Origin of the sequence: Streptomyces sennicomposti, assembly GCF_019890635.1 — a bacterium.
Lineage (GTDB): Bacteria > Actinomycetota > Actinomycetes > Streptomycetales > Streptomycetaceae > Streptomyces > Streptomyces sennicomposti.
In genome coordinates this window covers 39,069-57,216 of the sequence record NZ_JAIOAB010000004.1, presented here as the reverse complement: position 1 = coordinate 57,216, position 18,148 = coordinate 39,069, and the positions used below count along the sequence as shown (strand labels likewise).

The window sequence follows — 18,148 nt, the reverse complement described above, 5'->3', positions numbered from 1 at the left end:
ACTCGGCCGCGCGGCCCGAACCGACGGCCATGATTCAGCGGCGTGGCCCGAACCGAGGGGCGTGACTCAGCGGTGACGCCCCCGCAGGCGCTATGACTCGGCAGTGAGGCCCGCGCGGCCACCGCGGCTCAGGGGCCCGGCCCCGCGAGCACCGCGATCAGCAGCGACGCTCCCGTGCGGGCTCCGTACCCACCAGTGTGTCCAGGAGTCCGCCGAGCGCCTCGCGCTGCTCGGCCGTCAGAGGCGCCAGGATCTCCTCCGCGGCGGCCCGGCGGGCGCCGCGCAGCCGGCGCAGTGCGCCGCGGCCGTCGTCGGTGAGTTCGACGCGGATCACCCGCCGGCTGGCCGGGTCGGGGACCCGGCGCACCTTGCCGCCCGCCTCCAGGGCGTCCACCAGTGTCGTGACCGCGCGGGGCACGACCTCCAGGGCCTCGGCGAGATCCGCCATGCGCGGCGGCTCGCCGAAGTGCGCCAGCGTGCGCAGCAGCCGGGACTGCGCCGGCGTGATGCCCAGGGCGTGCTCCTCCAGATGGCGCTTCTGGATGCGGTGCAGCCGGCGGGTGAGCCGGAGCAGCTGCTCGGCGAGGAGGCCGTCGGCGTCGGGGTCGCTCATGCGGGAACAATATCAGGACCATGTTCATTGTGAGCATAGGTAACAATGAGCTAGAGTCCGTGAATCATCGTCGTCCGCGCTGTCCGGACGGCGCCCGCACCCCTCGTAGGAGCCCATGCACCCCGACCGTCAACCTTCCTGGACCCCGCCCGCCGACGCGAAGGAGCAGCCGCGGCAGGTCCGGCGCATCCTGAGGCTGTTCCGCCCCTACCGCAGCCGCCTCGCCGTCGTCGGCCTGCTCGTCGGAGCCTCCTCGCTGGTCTCCGTCGCCACGCCCTTCCTGCTCAGGGAGACGCTCGACGTCGCGATCCCGCAGGGCCGCACCGGCCTGCTCAGCCTGCTCGCCGCGGGCATGATCCTCAGCGCCGTCCTGTCCAGCGTCTTCGGCGTCCTGCAGACGCTGATCTCCACGACCGTCGGCCAGCGCGTCATGCACGACCTGCGCACCGCCGTCTACGGCCGGCTGCAGCGCATGTCGCTCGCCTTCTTCACCCGCACCCGCACCGGCGAGGTGCAGTCGCGCATCGCCAACGACATCGGCGGCATGCAGGCCACCGTCACCTCCACCGCCACCTCGCTGGTCTCCAACCTGACCAGCGTGGTCGCCACGATCGTCGCGATGGTCGCCCTCGACTGGCGCCTGACCGTCGTCTCGCTGCTCCTGCTCCCGGTGTTCGTGTGGATCAGCCGCCGCGTCGGCAACGAGCGCAAGAAGATCACCACCCAGCGGCAGAAGCAGATGGCCGCCATGGCGGCGACCGTCACCGAGTCGCTCTCCGTCAGCGGCATTCTCCTCGGCCGCACGATGGGCCGGTCCGACTCGCTGACCGCGTCCTTCGCCGCCGAGTCCGAAGGCCTGGTCGACCTCGAGGTGCGGTCGAACATGGCCGGGCGCTGGCGCATGGCCGTGATCACCATCGTGATGGCCGCCATGCCCGCCGTCATCTACTGGACCGCGGGAATCGCCCTCCAGTTCGGCGGCCCGGAGGTCTCCATCGGCACGATCGTCGCCTTCGTCTCGCTCCAGCAGGGCCTGTTCCGGCCCGCGGTGAGCCTGCTGTCGACCGGGGTGCAGATCCAGACCTCGCTCGCCCTGTTCCAGCGCATCTTCGAGTACCTCGACCTGCCGATCGACATCACCGAGCGCGAACAGCCCGTCCGGCTGGAGAGGATCAAGGGCGAGATCCGCTTCGAGGACGTCAGCTTCCGCTACGACGGCAAGGGCGCCCCCATCCTGGACGGCATCGACATCACCGTCCCGGCCGGCAGCAGCCTCGCGGTCGTCGGCCCCACCGGCGCCGGCAAGTCCACGCTCGGCTGCCTGGTGCCCCGGCTCTACGACGTGACCGGCGGCCGGGTCACCCTCGACGGGGTCGACGTGCGCGACCTGGACTTCGACACCCTCGCCCGCGCGGTCGGCGTGGTCTCCCAGGAGACGTACCTCTTCCACGCCTCGGTCGCCGAGAACCTGCGCTTCGCCAAGCCCGACGCCACCGACGAGGAACTGGTGGCGGCCGCCCGGGCGGCCCAGATACACGACCACATCGCGGCGCTGCCCGACGGCTACGACACCGTCGTCGGCGAGCGCGGACACCGGTTCTCCGGTGGTGAGAAGCAGCGCCTGGCAATCGCCCGGACCATTCTGCGTGACCCGCCGGTGCTCCTCCTCGACGAGGCGACCAGCGCCCTGGACACCCGTACGGAGGCGGCCGTGCAGGAGGCCATCGACGCGTTGTCGGCCGACCGGACCACCCTCACCATCGCCCACCGGCTCTCCACCGTCCGCGGCGCCGACCAGATCGTCGTCCTGGACTCCGGACGGGTGGCCGAACGCGGCACCCACGAGGAACTGCTGGAACTCGACGGGCGCTATGCGGCACTGGTCCGCCGGGACGCCCAACTGGAACCGACAAGCTGACGATATGCCAGGTTTATGAGCGTATGGGAGTTACCGTGCCCGCATGCAGACGAACATTCCGTCACGGAACACCATCAAGCTGACGCGCCGGGGCCGGCTGGCCCTCGTCGTGTCCGGGGCCGTCCTGGCCGGCACCGCCGTGGCGGTGCCGCTGCTGACCCTCGACAGCGACAAACCCGCGCGCCCGCGCACCCTCGTCATCCCCGAGGGCTGGCGGGCCGGACAGGTCTACGCCGCCGTGGACAAGGCCCTCGCCCTGCCCGCGGGCAGCACCAAGCAGGCGGCGGCCAAGGCCGGCCTCAAGCTGCCCGACACCGCCGAGGGCAACCCGGAGGGCTACCTCTACCCGGCGACATATCCCCTCGACGACAAGGCGACCCCGCAGTCGCTGTTGGCCGCCATGGTGGACACCGCCAACAAGAAGTTCTCCGCGGCGCCGGTCGCGGCGGGCGCGCAACGCGACTACATGAACCTCTATCAGGCGGTCACCGTCGCGAGCATCGTCCAGGCCGAGTCCGCGACGAAGGCGGACATGGCGAAGGTGGCGCGCGTGGTGTTCAACCGGCTGGAGCGCGGGATGCCGCTGCAGATGGACTCCACCCTGCACTACGCCCTGGGCCGCACCACCGTCCGCACGACCGCGGCCGACACCCGGCTGGACAGTCCGTACAACTCCTACCAGCGGATGGGCCTGCCGCCGACCCCCATCGACAACCCTGGCGAGGACGCGATGCACGCCGCGCTCAACCCGGCCCCGGGCGACTGGCTGTACTTCGTCACCGTCAAGCCCGGCGACACGCGCTTCACCGCCGACTACGCCGAGCACGAGCGCAACGTCGCCGAGTTCAACGCCCTGCAGCAGAGCCTGGCCGCACAGCGGAGCCGGGCCGCACAGCGGACCCCCAGCCCCGAGCCGTCGAAGTGACGCACCGCAGTCCCCAGTCCTCGCGACGGCCCACCGGCCGTCTCGGGTGAACGCCGACGGCCCCGAGCGGCCAGGGCCGCCCGCCACCGGATGCCGACGCCTCAGCCGTGCGCCGGCCTCCGCACCTCGGCCTGGTGGCCTCGGGCCGCCACCGGACACCGGCGGCCCGGCCGCGACCGGACACCGGCGGCCCGGGTCGTGCGTTCCGCCCCGCGCCCCGGTCCGGTGCGCTCAGGCCGCCGCCGCGCCGGCCGGGTCCTCGGCCAGCAGCCGGCGGACGTCGCGGACGGCCGCGCGGCCGGCCCGGTTCGCGCCGATCGTGCTCGCCGACGGGCCGTAGCCCACGAGGTGGACCCGGGGGTCGGCCAGCACGCGCGTGCCGTCGACGCGGATGCCGCCGCCCGGCTCGCGCAGGCCCAGCGGCGCCAGATGGCCGAGCGCGGCCCGGAACCCGGTCGCCCAGAGGATCACGTCGGCGGCGACCCGCCGTCCGTCCCGCCACGCCACGCCGTCCGGAGTGATCCGGTCGAGCATCGGCTGCCGGTCCAGGACGCCGTCCGCCACGCCGCGCCGGATCGCGTCGTTCAGCGGCAGCCCGGTGACCGACACGACACTCCTCGGCGGCAGCCCCCCGCGCACCCGCTCGTCCACGAGGGCGACCGCGGCCCGGCCCGCCTCCTCGTCGAACGGTCCCTCGCGGAAGACCGGCGGGCGCCTGGTCACCCAGGTGGTGGCCGCCGCGTACGGCGCGAGTTCCAGCAGGTGCTGGGTGCCGGACGCGCCTGCGCCGACCACGACCACCCGCTGCCCGGCGAACTCCTCGGGCCCCGCGTACTGCGCCGTGTGCAGTTGCCGCCCGCGGAAGGTCTCCTGCCCGGGAACGCGTGGCCAGAACGGCCGGTCCCAGGTGCCGGTCGCGTTGATCAGCGCCCGCGCCGACCACACGCCGGCCGAGGTCTCCACGAGCAGCCGCCCGCCGGCCCCGTCCCGTACGGCACGCACGTCCACCGGCCGCCGCACCCGCAGATCGAAGGCGCGTTCGTACTCGGCGAAGTACCCGGCGATCACGTCCGCCGACGGCCGCGCGGGATCGGCGTCCGTCAGTTCCATCCCCGGCAGCGAGTGCATCCCGTGCACCTTGCCGTACGTCAGCGACGGCCACCGGAACTGCCAGGCGCCGCCCGCACCGGGGGAGTGGTCGAGCACGACGAAGTCGCGGTCCGGCCGGAGACCGGCGCGCCGCAGGTGGTAGGCGCTCGACAGCCCGGCCTGCCCGGCCCCCACGACGACCACGCCGACCTCGCGCCCGCCGTCCACAGGCGCATCGACCTCGCGCCCGCCGCCCACGCCCACACCGACCTCGCTCATAGCGTCCACGCGGCTGTCAACCGCGCCGCGGGCGTGGATCTTCCCCGCCGATCGGTGAGGATGGGGGCATGTCACACGCCTTCACCACCCGAGTGCTGAACATCGCGTCCGGATCGCGGGAGACGGTCGTCGACCTGACCCGCGACTGCGAGGCCTTCCTGCGGGAGGCCGCCGACGGCAGGGACGGCCTGCTGAACGTGTTCGTGCCGCACGCGACCGCCGGGATCGCGATCATCGAGACGGGTTCCGGCAGCGACGACGACCTCCTCGCCGCCCTGCACACCCTGCTGCCCGCGGACGACCGCTGGCAGCACCGCCACGCCAGCCCCGGCCACGGCCGCGACCACGTCCTGCCCGCCATCGTCCCGCCGCACGCCACGCTCCCGGTCCTCGGCGGCCGTCTGGAACTGGGCACCTGGCAGTCGGTGTGCCTGGTCGACACCAACAAAGACAACCCCGACCGGAAGGTGCGGCTGAGCTTCCTGGCCTGACCGACGGACGGGAGCCGAGAGGCGAACAAATGCCCGACAACGTACGGTGTGATGGACGTACCAAGCCGGGCCGGCTGTGACGGAAGCGGCTTCGCAGCACGCGGCCAGAAGCGGCTCGACTCGTCCACGCCGGGAGAAGAAGCATGACGATACGCGTCCGGCAGCAGCCCAAGAACCGCCGTCGCACCGCCGCGCGCACCGGAGTCTCACTGATCACTCTGGCGCTCGCCGTCACCGGCTGCGGCGCATCCGACAGCCCCGGGGCGACTGCCGCATCATCCCGATCCGCCGCTGCCAGCCATGGCGTACAGGAACCGGGCGCCACCAGCGCGCCGCCGGGCCGTACGAGCGCCGACGCCGCACCGGCCACCACGACCGCCGCCGCGTCGAAGCCCACCGCCACCTGCACCGACCGCTACCTGTCCGGTATGACCACCGCCCAGCGGGCCGGCCAGCTGGTCATGGGCGGCGTCTCCGCGGCCCACCCCGACCAGGCCCAGCTGCGCGTTCTGCGCGACAACCACGTCGGGTCCGTCATGCTGACCGGCCGCAGCACCGCGGGCACGGCGGCGACCAGGAAGGCCGTCGACGGCTTCCGGGGCCAGGCGGACCGGGTGAACGGACGTCAGGTCGGCCTCCTCGTCTCCACCGACCAGGAGGGCGGCCGGGTGCAGGTGCTCAACGGCCCCGGCTTCTCGGCCATGCCGAGCGGACTGACCCAGGGCAGCTGGTCGACCGCGACCCTGCGCGCCCGGGCCGCCGGATGGGCCAAGGAGCTCAAGTCCGCCGGGGTGAATCTCAATCTCGCTCCGGTCGCCGACGTGGTCCCCGCCTCCCTGGGCGCCCGCAACATCCCCATCGGCTCCTTCCAGCGGGAGTACGGCCACACCCCGGCCACCGTGACCTCCCACACCGGCGCCTTCGCCGCCGGCTTCGCGCAGACCGGCGTGCTGACCACGTTCAAGCACTTCCCCGGGCTGGGGCACGTGATCGGAAACACCGACACCACCGCCGGGGTCGTGGACTCGGTGACGACCGCCGACAGCCCCGATCTCGCGCCCTTCCGGGCCGGGGTGAAGGCCGGGGCGCCCTTCGTGATGATCTCGTCGGCCACCTACACCAAGATCGACCCCAAGCATCTGGCGGCCTTCTCGCCGACGGTCGTCGACCACCTGCTGCGCGGGCAGCTCGGCTTCAAGGGCGTGGTCATCTCGGACGACCTCGGCAACGCGGTCGCCGTGCGGTCCTTCACACCCGCCCAGCGGGCCGTGAACTTCGTCGCGGCGGGCGGGGACATGATCCTCACGGTGCAGCCGAGCACCGTACCGGCGATGACCCGCGCCCTCCAGGCCAAGATGGGCCAGGACGCCTCGTTCCGGGCCAAGGTCGACAACAGCGTGCGCCGGATACTCGACGCCAAGCGCGCCGCGGGTCTGCTCGACTGCGGTTGACGGATCCGTTCGCAGGCCGGGCCGGTCGCCCACGAGCGACCGGCCCGGCCTGCGAACGCCCTACCGCACCGGCACGATGGCGACCGGGCAGTTCGCGTGGTGCAGCACGGCGTGCGTCACCGTGCCCAGGGGCAGACCGAGGCCGCCCTCGGCCGGATGGCGCGGCAGCACCACGAGGCCGGCCTCCTTGGAGGCGTCCACCAGCGCGGAGGCCGGCGACGACGCCACGGCCAGCTCGGTGACCACCCGCACCTCGGGGAAGCCCTCGGCGGCGGCACGGGCGACCCGGTTCAGCAGCTCGGCATGGCTGCGCTGCTCCTCGTCCACATGACCCACCTGCGGCACCATGAGCCCGGCCTCGCGCAGCGGCGACCAGGCGTGCACCAGGCGCACCGTGGCCCGGCGCACGCCCCCCTCGGCGAGGGCGAACCGTACGGCCGCCTCGTCGCGCTCGTCGCGGACGCCGACCGCGATGTCGTCGCCCACGGCCCGTTCCACCTGGCCCCGGGCGACGACGACGGGCCGGTCCGCGTGCGCGGCCACCTTCATGCTCACCGAGCCCAGCAGCAGTCCGGCGAAGCCGCCGCGGCCACGGGTGCCGAGGACGACGACCTCGGCGTCCGCGCCCGCTGCCGCGTCCAGGACGGCCTCCGCCGGACGGCCGTGGACGAGGACGGTGTCGACCGGCAGGTGGGGATGGGCGGCGGCGATCCGGCTCCTGGCATCCTCCAGCATGCCGGTGACCGCCTCGAACACCTGCTCGGTGAGGCCGGCGCCGGTCTCGTCGTACCCGATCTCGGGGCCGGGGCCCACCGAGTGGACGAGCCGCAACGTCAGTCCGTGCAGCGCCGCTTCCGCGGCCGCCCACTCCACGGCGAGCCAGGAGTGCGCCGTGTCGTCGATCGCCACGAGGACCGGGCCACGGTGCTCGTCAGTCATCGTTCCTCCAAGACCGTAGACGCTGGATCGTGGGCGCCGAAGGGAGTCACCGCCCCGGCCGGGCGGCCGTCCGCGCGGCCCGCAGACGCTCGGCGCACCACTCATCGGCGATGGCGGTGACCTGGTCGAGCACGTCCGTGCCCTGGAAGAGATGCGTGGCCTCGGGCACCACGCGCACCTCGTGCGGAGCGTGCAGCCGCCGGGCCGCCTTCTCGGTCAGCCGCAGCACGCCCGGTTCCCGGCCGCCCGCGACGAACAGCACCGGCACCCGCAGGCGCCGGACCGTGTCGGCCGTCGGATCGGGCAGTCCGCCCCACAGCACCACCGTCAGCACCCGGTCCGGCAGCTCCGCGGCGGCTTCGAGCACACTGGCCGCCTGGGTCCCGCACCCGAACAGGACGATCGACAGCGTCCGGGTGTCGGGCTGCGCCCCGACCCAGTCGACGGCGGCCACCAGGCGGCGGGCCAGCAGCCCCGCGTCGAAGACCTGTTCCCCGCGCTCCGTGCCCCCGCGGTCCTCCCGCTCGCTGAGGAGATCCACCAGCAGGGTCCCCCATCCGGCCGCGCGCAGGCGGGTGGCGATCGCCTGGCTGTGCGGGTCCCGGCGGGACGTGTCGACGTCGTGCGGGATCAGCACCACCGCCTCGGCGGACTCCGGAACGGAGAGGTCGCCCTCGAGCGTCACACGGTCGGCGGGCATCGACACCGTATCGGACAACATGGGCATCACTCCCGGGTCGCTCGGCTCCATGCTCCCTGCGGAAGCACTCCGCCGCTCGCCGGGTACCCGTCCGGACGGCAGCCGGATCGCCCGGACCGCCGGGCGCGTGCGGAAACTCGGGCCGTACGGCGCTGCCGGTCCGCCCGCCGCACCGGTCGGGCAGGGACGCGCTGAAGCACGCGGGGCCCGTTCACCCGTTCGGCCCGAGTCCGGCCACGCCGGCCGGTCCGTTAAGCGGCCGGCGGCGCCCCCGCGGAGGCGCACGCCGGCCGCCCGGCGCACGCTGTCAGCCGCGCGCCCACTCGATCGTCAGCGCGCGCCCCTGCGCACGCCCCGCCTCGGCGGCCGGTGTGCGCGTGGCCGGGTCCAGCGGGTTCGTGCCGATCGCGGCCTTCGACGCCTCGTCCGGTTCGATCACCGCGACCTCGGCGCCCTGGGCGCGCAGGTCCGCGAGGGTCCGCTCCAGCGGCGTCTCGCTCGGGAACGGTTCCACCGTGCCCATCGGCACGATCACCAGGACGCGCGAGGCGCCGGCGGCGAAGTCGGCGTTGGCCATGGACCGGACGCCGCCGTCGACGTACCGGCGGCCCCCGATGGTCACGGGCGGCCAGACGCCCGGGACCGCGCAGCTCGCGGCGACCGCGTCGACCAGACTCACGCCCGAGGTGTCGTCGAACACCCGGGCCTCGCCGCTCCCGGCGTCCACCGCCACGATCCGCAGCCGGCGCGTCGGCCATGCGTCCCGCGGCAGCCGCGACTCGATCACCGCCCGCCGCTCCGCCTCCGGCACGGTCTCGGCGCGCAGCGCCAGTTCCCCGACGGCCCGCCGCAGCTGCGGTCCGTCACCGCTCGCCAGCGCGGCGCCGAGCTGCGCCGCGAAGGCCTCCAGGTCCAGCTCCGCCATGATCTCGGCGGTCTGCGACGAGGGCTCGGCCTGCCGGGCGTACAGCTCCTCGAGCGACAGTCCGCTGCCCAGCTGGGCCGCGACGGCCGACCCCGCGGAGGTGCCGACGATCAGGTCGGCGCCCGTCACGTCCTGCCCCTTGTCGGCGAGCCCCGCCAGCAGCCCGGTGATCCAGGCGATGCCCCCGACACCGCCCCCGCCCAGCACCAACGCCTCGGTCATGTCCGCCCCCTCAACACATCTGCATCGTCTGCGTGTTCGATCATTTGCGTGTTCGGCTGAACCCTAGTCGGTCGGTCGGTCGGGGACGGGACCGGCCGCAGGCCCTCGGCCGGTCCCATCCGTCCTGGCGGTCCCGTCCGTCCTGCCGGTCCCGCCAGGCCTGCCGGTCGGGCCGTCGATGCTCAGTCGGTGCGGGCCGGTCGGGCCGGGCGGCGGGCTCTCAGTTCGACCGGGCCGTGCGGGCCGCGGGGGCTCCGGCGCGCAGACCGTCCATGACGAGGTCCAGCAGGCGTGCGGCGCGCGGCTGCCAGTCGCCGTGCGGGTCCAGTTGCCAGATGCCGGCGATGGCGAGGAGGAAGTCGTCCCCGGTCACGCCCGGCCGTACGGTGCCGGCCGCCTCGCCCGCCCGGAGCAGGAGTTCGGCCGCCTCGGTCACGGGTCTGTTCCCCGGTTTCGCCGGGCCGCCGGGGGCGCTGGTGGCCTGGCGGATCGCGTCCGCCAGGCCCGCCTTGGTCATGGCGAACCGGGCCAGCCGGTCCATCCACTCCCGCAGTGCCCGGTCGGGCTCCAGGCTCGCCAGCAACTGGACCGCGCTGTCGGCGACCTGCTGGACCTCGTGGCGGTAGATCTCCAGGACGAGTGCCTCGCGGCTGGGGAAGTTACGGTAAAAGGTGCCCTGTCCCACCCCGGCCCTCTTGGCGATGAGGCTGAGCGGGGCGTCCGCGCAGCGGGTCAGTTCCGCCACCGCCGCCTCCAGGATGCTCTCGCGGTTGCGCTGCGCGTCCGAGCGCTTGGGTGCGTTCTTCTCCTGCCGCACTCGTCCTCCTTGCGGGTGGCGATGGCTCACCCGGTCTTGCTAAGCGGACAACTGTCCGCTAGTTTTCAAATAGCGGACAGTTGTCCGTTTCGCACCACCATAGTGGCGGGCAGCGCTTTCGCGCCATCTGCGGTGCCCCATCAGTCGCCAGGCTCTTTGACCCCAATTCCTCGGTTCTTCTTCCTCGGTTCTTCGACTCACCTACTCCGCTTGTCTTCCGAATCGTCCGTCCGCCGGCGGTCTCCCTCCGGCGCACTTCCGGATACGCGAAAGAAGCTGATCATGGACCCGGTTCCGTCGCCCACGCACAGCGGCATCACTTTGAACGTCAACGGCGAGAAGCACGCGCTGTCCGTCGATCACCGCACCACCCTGCTGGACGCTCTGCGGGAGCGACTGGATCTCACCGGCACCAAGAAGGGCTGCGACCAGGGGCAGTGCGGCGCCTGCACCGTGCTGGTCGACGGCCGCCGTACCGTGGCCTGCCTGCAGTTCGCGGTGGCGGCGGAGGGCCGTGAGATCACCACCATCGAGGGCGTCGCCGAGGGCGAGCGACTGCATCCGGTGCAGCAGGCCTTCCTCGACCTCGACGGCTACCAGTGCGGCTACTGCACCCCGGGACAGATCTGTTCCGCCATCGCCGTGATCGAGGAGCACGCGGCCGGCTGGCCGAGCGCCGCCACCGACGACGTACGTCCCGAAGCGGGCCCGCCGCCCCTGACCCCCGACGAGATCCGGGAGCGGATGAGCGGCAACCTGTGCCGCTGCGGCGCCTACGTCGCGATCACCCAGGCAGTCGCCCGGGCGGCCGGGGCGCGCACCGCGCCGGCCGGTGAGAAGACGACCACAGCAGACCGGGAGGCCGCGGCATGAGGGAGTTCGGCTATCAGAGGGCGTACGACGTCGCGGGCGCCCTCGCCCTGCTCGGCGCCGACCCGGACGCCCGCTTCCTCGGCGGCGGAACCAACCTCGTCGATCTGATGAAGACCGGCGTCGAACGGCCCGCCCGCCTCGTCGACGTGCGGGAACTCCCGCTCGACGGGATCGAGCCCACCGCGGACGGCGGCCTGCGCATCGGAGCGACCGTCACCAACAGCGACCTCGCCGTCCACCCCGAAGTGCGCCGACGCTATCCGGCGCTGACACAGGCGGTGCTGGCCGGGGCCTCCGGCCAGCTGCGCAACATGGCCACCGTCGGCGGCAATCTGCTCCAGCGCACCCGCTGCGACTACTTCACCGACGTCACCCAGCCGTGCAACAAACGCCTCCCCGGCAGCGGCTGCCCCGCGATCCAGGGCGAGCACCACAACCACGCCGTCCTCGGCGCCTCCGAGCACTGCGTGGCCGTCCACCCCTCCGACATGGGCGTCGCACTGACCGCCTTCGACGCCGCCGTCGCCTACGAGACCCCCGGCGGCCCCGGCGAACTGCCCCTCGCCGACTTCTACCTGCCGGTCGGCGACACCCCGCACCTCGAGACGGCCCTGCCGGCGGGCGCCCTGATCACCGGCGTCACCCTGCCGCCCGCTCCCGTCGCCGCCCGCTCCCGCTACCGCAAGGTGCGCGAGCGCGCCTCCTACGCGTTCGCGATCGGCTCCGTCGCCGCCGCGCTCGACGTACAGGACGGCGTCGTGCGCGAGGCGCGCCTGGCCCTGGGAGCGGTCGCCTCCCGGCCGTGGCGGGCCCGCGCGGCCGAACGGGTGCTGGCCGGAGCACCGGCCGACGGCGCGACCTTCGCCGCCGCCGCGGACGCCGAACTCGCCGCCGCCCGGCCGCTGCCCCACAACGGATACAAGGTGACCCTGATGCGCAATCTCATCGTGGCCGTCCTGACCGAACTCGCCGAGGAGGCCGCCCGATGACCACCACGACGACCGGGACGCCCACCACCCCGAAGCGCTCGACGGGGACGGCCCACACCCGGATCGAGGGCTACGAGAAGGTCACCGGAACGGCCCGGTACGCGGGCGAGATCCCCTTCGCCGACCTCGCCCACGGCTGGCTCGCCGTGTCCACCGTCGCCCGTGGCCGCATCCTCTCCCTCGACGTCGAGTCCGTCCTGCGGATGCCCGGCGTGATCACCGTCCTGCACCACGGCAACGCACCGCGCCTGAACACCGACTACATCGGCACGCTGGGCACCCCGCCGGACCCCACCTGGACCGTCTTCCAGCACGTCCGGGTGCCCCACCTCGGCTGGCCCGTGGCGCTGATCGTCGCCGAGACCCCCGAACAGGCGAGGGAGGCCGCCGAGGCGCTGGCCGTCCACTACGAACGGGAGCCGCACGACGTGGCGTTCTCCGCCACCCGCCCGGACGTCCGCCCGGTGGACGGGTTCATGCCGGCGGTGACGGAGAAGGGCGACCTGGAAGCCGAACTCGCCGCCTCCGACATCGTCCTGGACGCCGAGTACACCACCCCCGAAGAACACCACAGCATGATGGAGCCGCACGCGGCGACCGCCCTGTGGGACGACGGCCGACTCGAAGTCATCGACTCCAACCAGGGCGCCACCTGGGTGGGCAACGAGCTGGCGAAGCTGTTCTCCCTCGCCCCGGACGCCGTGCGGGTGCGCTCGGAACACGTCGGCGGCGGCTTCGGCAGCAAGGGAGTGCGCGCGCACCAGGTCGCCGCGGTGATGGCCGCGACCGCCGTGGGCCGCCCGGTCCGCGTCGTCCTGACCCGCCGCCAGATGTTCTCGCTCACCGGCTACCGCAGCCCCACCATCCAGCGGGTCCGGCTCGGCGCGAGCGCCGACGGACGACTGCGCGCCCTGGAGCACAGCGCCGTCAACGCCACCTCCACCGTGTTCGACTTCGTCGAACCCGCGGCGGGCCCGGCCCGGGTGATGTACGGCGCCGAGGCCCACCACACCGCCAACCGCGTGGTACGGCTGGACGTGCCGACCCCGACGTTCATGCGCGCCCCCGGCGAGGCCCCGGGCTCCTTCGCCCTGGAGTCGGCGTTCGACGAACTCGCCGAGAAGTGCGGTCTGGACCCCATCGAACTGCGCCTGCGCAACGAACCGGAGCGCGGCCCCGTCTCCGGCCTGCCCTTCAGCAGCCGCAACCTTCGCGCCTGCTTCGAGGAGGGCGCCCGCCGGTTCGGCTGGGCGGACCGGGACCCGCGCCCCAGAGTGCGCCGCGAAGGGCGCTGGCTGATCGGCACCGGCACGGCCGCCGGCTCCTTCTCCGCCGGAGCCGCACCGTCCACGGCGGTCGCCACGGCCGAGGCGGACGGCACGTTCACCGTGCGGATCGCCGCCGCCGACATCGGGACCGGCGCCCGCACCGCGCTCACCCTGCTCGCCGCCGACGCCCTGGACGTCACCCCCGACCGGGTCCAGGTGCGGATCGGCGACAGCGACTTCGGACCCGCGTGGATCGCCGGCGGCTCCATGGGCACCCGCTCCTGGGGCTGGGCGGTCACGGCGGCGGCCAGCGAACTGAGGGAGCGGCTGGCGCTCGGCGCGGACATCCCGCCCGAGGGCATCACCGTACGGTCCGACACCACCGAGGCGCTCCAGGCCCTCACACAGAAGGAGCGGCATTCCTTCGCGGCGCAGTTCGCCGAGGTCGCGGTGGACGTCACCACCGGAGAGGTACGGGTGCGCCGGATGCTGGGCATCTTCGCCGCCGGCCGGATCGTCAACCCGCTCACGGCCCGCAGCCAGCTCCTCGGCGGCATGATCTGGGGCATCTCCATGGCCCTGCACGAGGAAGCGGTCCGCGACCCCGCCACCGGCGGCCTCTACGGCGCCGACCTGGCGGGCTACCACGTCGCGACCAACGCCGACGTGGCGGACATCGAGGCCGATTGGGTGGCGGACCCCGATCCGGACGACCCGGTCGGGCTCAAGGGCATCGGAGAGGTCGGCATCGTCGGCGCCGCGGCGGCGGTCGCCAACGCGGTCTGGCACGCCACCGGCGTCCGCCACCGCGACCTGCCCATCCGCCCCGACCGCGTCCTCCAGGCGGTGACGGGAGCGCCGGATGCTTGACATCGCCGCTGAACTGCACCGCTGGACGGCGGAGGGCCGGGACTTCGCCGTCGCCACCGTCGTGACCGTCGGCGGCAGCGCGCCGCGCGACCCCGGCGCCGCCCTCGCCGTGGACAGCGCGGGCACGGCGATCGGTTCGGTCTCCGGCGGCTGCGTGGAGGGAGCGGTCTACGAACTGTGCCTGCGGGCTCTCCAGGACGGCGAGACCGTCCTCGAACGGTTCGGCTACAGCGACGAGGACGCCTTCGCCGTCGGCCTGACCTGCGGCGGCACCATCGACGTCCTGGTCACCCCGGTCCACGCGGCGTCCCCCGCGCGGCCGGTGGTCCGGGCGGCGCTGTCGGCGGCCGTCCGGGGCGAGCCGGCCGCTCTCGCCCGGGTCGTCCGCGGCCCGGCCGGCCTGGTCGGCGCCGCCCTGCTGGTCCGGCCGGACGGGACCTACGAGGGATCACGTGATGGGGGCCTGACCGGAGACCCAGGCCTGGACCGTGCGGCGGCGGCCGAGGCGCGGGCGCTTCTGGAGGCCGGGCGTACCGGCACGGTGGAGTTGTCGGAGGACGGGGTGCACTGCCCGGGCGGACTGACGTTGCTGGTCGAGTCGAACATGCCGCCACCCCGCATGATCGTCTTCGGAGCGGTCGACTTCGCCGCGGCGCTGGTGCGGGCGGGCAAGTTCCTCGGGTACCACGTGACCGTGTGCGACGCCCGCCCGGTCTTCGCCACCCGGGCCCGCTTCCCGGACGCCGACGAGATCGTGGTCGACTGGCCGCACCGCTATCTGCGGCGCACCGCGACCGACACGCGTACGGCGCTGTGTGTCCTCACCCACGACGCCAAGTTCGACATACCGCTGCTGGAGGCCGCGCTGCGGATGCCGGTCGCGTTCGTCGGGGCGATGGGTTCGCGCCGCACCCACGCCGACCGCGAGCGGCGGCTGCGCGAGGCCGGACTGGGCGAACGGGAGCTGGCCCGGCTGCGGTCACCGATCGGCCTCGACCTCGGCGCCCGCACGCCGGAGGAGACCGCGCTGTCGATCGCGGCGGAGATCGTCGCGGCCCGGCACGGCGGGACAGGCGTTCCGCTGACCGGGTCCGGCACGCCGATACACCGGGAGGTGAGGCACCGGACCGGCACCCGGGCGGCCTGAGACCGTACGGATGCCGGCCGAGCGGAACAGCAGGTGCCAGGAGCCGGCCCGGCCCCTTCGTCGGGAACGGGCCTCGTCAGGAACCGCGCTGGTCAGGAACAGGACTCGTCAGGAACAGGACGTCAGGAACAGGACCGTCAGGGACGGCGCTGGTCAGGGACGGGGCTCGTCACGAACAGGGCTGGTCAGGAGCGGGGCTCCTCGTCCTGCTCGGCGCGTTCGGCGTCGCGGGCCTTCAGCCGGGCGGCTTCCTTGCGGACCTCGGCCTGGGTGGCCCGCTCCTTCTCCAGCCACTCGGGCTGTTCCTGCTTCAGCGCCTCGATCTGGTCCGTGGTGAGGGCCTCGGTGATCCCGCCGCGCGCGAGACCGGCGATGGAGACCCCGAGCTTGGCCGCGACGACGGGGCGCGGGTGGGGGCCGTTGCGTCGCAGTTCCCGCAGCCACTCGGGCGGGTCGGCCTGCAGCTGGTTCAGCTCGGCGCGCGAGACGGCGCCCTGCTGGAACTCCGCGGGCGTGGCGGGGAGGTACACACCCAGCTTCTTCGCCGCGGTGGCGGCCTTCATGGTCTGGGCGGTCTGGTGCGACTTCATGGTGTCCAGACTATCGACCGCCGGAGAGAGCTTTGACCACGGCGGGTAACCTGGCGGGGTGACAGGCTCGGAGACATCCCCCACGTTCCGGCTCGCGTACGTCCCCGGGGTGACGCCCGCCAAGTGGGTGCGGATCTGGAACGAGCGCCTGCCCGACGTCCCCCTCACCCTCGTGCAGGTACCGGCCGCCGACGCGCCCGCGACCCTGCGCGACGGCGCGGCGGACGCGGGCATCCTGCGGCTGCCGGTGGACCGCGCGTTCTTCAGCGCGATCCCGCTCTACACCGAGACGACGGTCGTCGTGGTCCCCAAGGACCATCTGCTGACGGCCGCGGAGGAGGTGACGGTCGCCGATCTCGCCGAGGAGGTCGTCTTCCACCCCCTGGACGACGTGCTCGGCTGGGAGCAGCCGCCCGGGGAGCCCGCCTTCGAGCGCCCGGCCACCACCGAGGACGCCGTGGAACTGGTGGCGGCCGGAGTGGGCGTGCTCGTCGTGCCGCAGTCCCTGGCCCGCCTCTACCACCGCCGAGACCTCACCTACCGGCCGGTCGCCGACGCCCCCCAGTCGGGCGTCGCGCTGACGTGGCCGGAGGAGGCGACGACGGACCTGGTCGAGGACCTCATCGGCATCGTCCGCGGCCGCACCGTCAACAGCACACGGGGACGCACCCGTCCCCAGGACGGGGAACGTTCCAAGGACGGCCAGGGTCAGGAGAAGAACGCCCGCCGCAAACCCGCGACCACCCGCGGCGGCAGGACGGCGACCGGCCAGAAGAGCGGCGCCAGGAACCCGAAGGGAACCAAGAGCGCCAAGGGGGGCGCGAAGGGAGCCAAGGGTGGCGGCCGCCAAGGAGGCTCACGCCGTCGGTCCTGAGGCGTGCCCGCTGAGGCGTGCCCGCTGAGGCGTGCCCGCTGAGGCGTGCGCGCGGGGAGGCCGAGGGCCCCCGAGGGGTCTCCGAGGGACACGGGCCCGGGCCGCACCGCGCCCCGGCGGGTCATCGGGCCAGCAGGTCCCGCAGCGCCTTCACCACCTCTCCCGGAGCCTCCTCGGCCATGAAGTGTCCGCAGGTGACCGTGGTGTGCCGCAGGTCCGGCGCCCATGCCCGCCACAGCGCGGCGGCGTCGTAGCCGAGAGCGGCGCCCCAGTCCTGCTGGAGCACGGCGACGGGCATGGTCAGCCGGTTCCCGGCGTCCCGGTCGGCGCGGTCGTGGGCCGTGTCGATGCCGGCCGAGGCCCGGTAGTCCGCCACGATCGAGGGCACGGCGGCGCGGCAGGCCGCGAGGTAGGCGGCCCGTACGTCGGCGGGCAGCGCTTCGGGGGACCGGGTCCAGGCGTCCAGGAAGTATCCGAAGAAGTCGTCCGCCGCGGCCGCGATCATCCGCTCGGGCAGGCCCGGCGGCTGGGCCATCAGGTACAGATGGAACGCAACGGCGGCCGACGTCCCGTGCAGCACGTCCCACATGTCGAGGGTGGGCAGGATGTCCAGCAGGGCCAGGTGCGTGACGCGGTCCGGATGGTCGAGACCCGCGCGGAAGGCCACCAGGGCGCCGCGGTCGTGCCCGGCGAGGGCGAAACGCTCGTGGCCGAGAGCGCTGGCCAGCGCCACCACGTCCGCGGCCATGGTGCGCTTGGCGTACAGCGTCCCGTCGGTGTCGGCGGGTTTGTCGCTGGCGCCGTATCCGCGCAGGTCGGGGCAGATCACGGTGTGGTCGGCGGCGAGGTCGGCGGCCACGTGCCGCCACATCAGATGGGTCTGCGGGAAGCCGTGCAGCAGGACGACGGGAGTGCCCGAGCCGCCTACGGCCGTGGTCAGCTCGACTCCGTCGGCGACGGGTACGCGGCGCAGGCCGAAACCGGGGATGGCGGGTGTCATCGGCGATGCCTCTCCTCAGGAAGGGGCTGGTGGTAAGGGAGCGCCGGTCGGATCGACCGGCCCCACCGAGCCTGCCGCCTCCCGATCAGCGGACAATCAGCACGGGGGACATCGGTCACGGGGGAACATCGGTACAGAGGGCCAACGGATGATCGGTGTGGGGTGGCG

General features: G+C 73.5%; 17 protein-coding genes. 9 read left to right on the top strand and 8 right to left on the bottom strand.

The window, feature by feature from the left end; all coding sequences use genetic code 11:
- Window positions 1-157 precede the first annotated feature (157 nt).
- A complete protein-coding gene (locus tag K7787_RS03505; RefSeq protein ID WP_223000461.1) occupies window positions 158-613 on the bottom strand; it encodes a MarR family winged helix-turn-helix transcriptional regulator in 456 nt (151 codons plus the stop codon).
- Window positions 614-728: 115 nt separating this feature from the next.
- Between K7787_RS03505 and K7787_RS03500 the strand changes: the two genes are divergently transcribed.
- Both K7787_RS03500 and mltG read left to right on the top strand, forming a co-directional pair.
- Entirely contained in the window at window positions 729-2,531 is a 1,803-nt protein-coding gene (locus K7787_RS03500; protein WP_223000460.1) for an ABC transporter ATP-binding protein, read from the top strand.
- 43 nt (window positions 2,532-2,574) lie between these two features.
- The gene (gene mltG, locus K7787_RS03495; RefSeq protein ID WP_223000459.1) at window positions 2,575-3,456 is read left to right on the top strand and encodes an endolytic transglycosylase MltG; all 882 of its coding nucleotides are present in this window, start codon (window positions 2,575-2,577) and stop codon (window positions 3,454-3,456) included.
- A gap of 231 nt (window positions 3,457-3,687) precedes the next feature.
- On the opposite strand, the gene K7787_RS03490 is transcribed toward mltG, so the two are convergent.
- The gene (locus tag K7787_RS03490) at window positions 3,688-4,773 is read right to left on the bottom strand and encodes an NAD(P)-binding domain-containing protein (protein ID WP_223000545.1); all 1,086 of its coding nucleotides are present in this window, start codon (window positions 4,771-4,773) and stop codon (window positions 3,688-3,690) included.
- Window positions 4,774-4,892: 119 nt separating this feature from the next.
- Here K7787_RS03490 and K7787_RS03485 point away from each other — a divergent pair, with 119 nt between their 5' ends.
- Both K7787_RS03485 and K7787_RS03480 read left to right on the top strand, forming a co-directional pair.
- A complete protein-coding gene (locus tag K7787_RS03485; protein ID WP_223000458.1) occupies window positions 4,893-5,315 on the top strand; it encodes a secondary thiamine-phosphate synthase enzyme YjbQ in 423 nt (140 codons plus the stop codon).
- A 143-nt stretch (window positions 5,316-5,458) separates the two neighbouring features.
- Window positions 5,459-6,766, top strand: a complete 1,308-nt coding sequence (locus K7787_RS03480; RefSeq protein WP_223000457.1) for a glycoside hydrolase family 3 N-terminal domain-containing protein — start codon at window positions 5,459-5,461, stop codon at window positions 6,764-6,766.
- Between the two features lie 60 nt (window positions 6,767-6,826).
- On the opposite strand, the gene K7787_RS03475 is transcribed toward K7787_RS03480, so the two are convergent.
- The 4 genes from K7787_RS03475 to K7787_RS03460 all read right to left on the bottom strand — a co-directional run bounded on the left by K7787_RS03475 (window position 6,827) and on the right by K7787_RS03460 (window position 10,369).
- Window positions 6,827-7,705: a universal stress protein gene (locus tag K7787_RS03475; protein ID WP_223000456.1), complete on the bottom strand. Its 879-nt coding sequence runs from the start codon at window positions 7,703-7,705 to the stop codon at window positions 6,827-6,829.
- Window positions 7,706-7,751: 46 nt separating this feature from the next.
- Window positions 7,752-8,405, bottom strand: coding sequence for a dienelactone hydrolase family protein (locus K7787_RS03470; protein ID WP_223000455.1), 654 nt, complete (start codon window positions 8,403-8,405; stop codon window positions 7,752-7,754).
- Between the two features lie 307 nt (window positions 8,406-8,712).
- A complete protein-coding gene (locus K7787_RS03465; RefSeq protein ID WP_223000454.1) occupies window positions 8,713-9,552 on the bottom strand; it encodes a patatin-like phospholipase family protein in 840 nt (279 codons plus the stop codon).
- 220 nt (window positions 9,553-9,772) lie between these two features.
- Window positions 9,773-10,369 (bottom strand): TetR/AcrR family transcriptional regulator, encoded by a 597-nt coding sequence (locus K7787_RS03460; protein WP_009187339.1) that lies wholly within the window; start codon window positions 10,367-10,369, stop codon window positions 9,773-9,775.
- Window positions 10,370-10,651: 282 nt separating this feature from the next.
- On the opposite strand from K7787_RS03460, the gene K7787_RS03455 reads away from it, so the two are divergent.
- From K7787_RS03455 to K7787_RS03440, 4 genes are read left to right on the top strand one after another with little or no spacing between them, the layout of a single operon-like run.
- Window positions 10,652-11,242: a (2Fe-2S)-binding protein gene (locus tag K7787_RS03455; protein WP_019985613.1), complete on the top strand. Its 591-nt coding sequence runs from the start codon at window positions 10,652-10,654 to the stop codon at window positions 11,240-11,242.
- The gene (locus K7787_RS03450) at window positions 11,239-12,231 is read left to right on the top strand and encodes an FAD binding domain-containing protein (protein WP_223000453.1); all 993 of its coding nucleotides are present in this window, start codon (window positions 11,239-11,241) and stop codon (window positions 12,229-12,231) included. The genes K7787_RS03455 and K7787_RS03450 overlap by 4 nt, the downstream gene beginning before the upstream one ends.
- Window positions 12,228-14,369, top strand: a complete 2,142-nt coding sequence (locus K7787_RS03445; RefSeq protein WP_223000452.1) for a xanthine dehydrogenase family protein molybdopterin-binding subunit — start codon at window positions 12,228-12,230, stop codon at window positions 14,367-14,369. The genes K7787_RS03450 and K7787_RS03445 overlap by 4 nt, the downstream gene beginning before the upstream one ends.
- On the top strand, window positions 14,362-15,516 hold the full coding sequence (locus K7787_RS03440; protein ID WP_223000451.1) for an XdhC family protein: 1,155 nt from the start codon (window positions 14,362-14,364) through the stop codon (window positions 15,514-15,516). The genes K7787_RS03445 and K7787_RS03440 overlap by 8 nt, the downstream gene beginning before the upstream one ends.
- Window positions 15,517-15,701: 185 nt before the next feature.
- Here K7787_RS03440 and K7787_RS03435 read toward each other — a convergent pair whose 3' ends face one another.
- Window positions 15,702-16,106 carry a DUF5997 family protein gene (locus K7787_RS03435; RefSeq protein ID WP_223000450.1) on the bottom strand — a complete coding sequence of 135 codons (405 nt, stop codon included), beginning with the start codon at window positions 16,104-16,106 and terminating at the stop codon, window positions 15,702-15,704.
- A 58-nt stretch (window positions 16,107-16,164) separates the two neighbouring features.
- Here K7787_RS03435 and K7787_RS03430 point away from each other — a divergent pair, with 58 nt between their 5' ends.
- The gene (locus tag K7787_RS03430; RefSeq protein WP_223000449.1) at window positions 16,165-16,980 is read left to right on the top strand and encodes a LysR substrate-binding domain-containing protein; all 816 of its coding nucleotides are present in this window, start codon (window positions 16,165-16,167) and stop codon (window positions 16,978-16,980) included.
- Between the two features lie 121 nt (window positions 16,981-17,101).
- Here K7787_RS03430 and K7787_RS03425 read toward each other — a convergent pair whose 3' ends face one another.
- A complete protein-coding gene (locus K7787_RS03425) occupies window positions 17,102-17,980 on the bottom strand; it encodes an alpha/beta fold hydrolase (protein WP_223000448.1) in 879 nt (292 codons plus the stop codon).
- Window positions 17,981-18,148 lie beyond the last annotated feature (168 nt).

Excerpts from the sequence above, each read along its gene's own strand:
- K7787_RS03480 (WP_223000457.1), top strand. The coding sequence starts at position 5,459 with ATGACGATACGCGTCCGGCAGCAGCCCAAGAACCGCCGTCGCACCGCC.
- K7787_RS03470 (WP_223000455.1), bottom strand. The coding sequence starts at position 8,405 with ATGCCCGCCGACCGTGTGACGCTCGAGGGCGACCTCTCCGTTCCGGAG.
- K7787_RS03450 (WP_223000453.1), top strand. The coding sequence starts at position 11,239 with ATGAGGGAGTTCGGCTATCAGAGGGCGTACGACGTCGCGGGCGCCCTC.
- K7787_RS03445 (WP_223000452.1), top strand. The coding sequence starts at position 12,228 with ATGACCACCACGACGACCGGGACGCCCACCACCCCGAAGCGCTCGACG.
- K7787_RS03465 (WP_223000454.1), bottom strand. The coding sequence starts at position 9,552 with ATGACCGAGGCGTTGGTGCTGGGCGGGGGCGGTGTCGGGGGCATCGCC.
- mltG (WP_223000459.1), top strand. The coding sequence starts at position 2,575 with ATGCAGACGAACATTCCGTCACGGAACACCATCAAGCTGACGCGCCGG.
- K7787_RS03455 (WP_019985613.1), top strand. The coding sequence starts at position 10,652 with ATGGACCCGGTTCCGTCGCCCACGCACAGCGGCATCACTTTGAACGTC.
- K7787_RS03500 (WP_223000460.1), top strand. The coding sequence starts at position 729 with ATGCACCCCGACCGTCAACCTTCCTGGACCCCGCCCGCCGACGCGAAG.
- K7787_RS03505 (WP_223000461.1), bottom strand. The coding sequence starts at position 613 with ATGAGCGACCCCGACGCCGACGGCCTCCTCGCCGAGCAGCTGCTCCGG.
- K7787_RS03475 (WP_223000456.1), bottom strand. The coding sequence starts at position 7,705 with ATGACTGACGAGCACCGTGGCCCGGTCCTCGTGGCGATCGACGACACG.
- K7787_RS03440 (WP_223000451.1), top strand. The coding sequence starts at position 14,362 with ATGCTTGACATCGCCGCTGAACTGCACCGCTGGACGGCGGAGGGCCGG.
- K7787_RS03435 (WP_223000450.1), bottom strand. The coding sequence starts at position 16,106 with ATGAAGTCGCACCAGACCGCCCAGACCATGAAGGCCGCCACCGCGGCG.
- K7787_RS03485 (WP_223000458.1), top strand. The coding sequence starts at position 4,893 with ATGTCACACGCCTTCACCACCCGAGTGCTGAACATCGCGTCCGGATCG.
- K7787_RS03425 (WP_223000448.1), bottom strand. The coding sequence starts at position 17,980 with ATGACACCCGCCATCCCCGGTTTCGGCCTGCGCCGCGTACCCGTCGCC.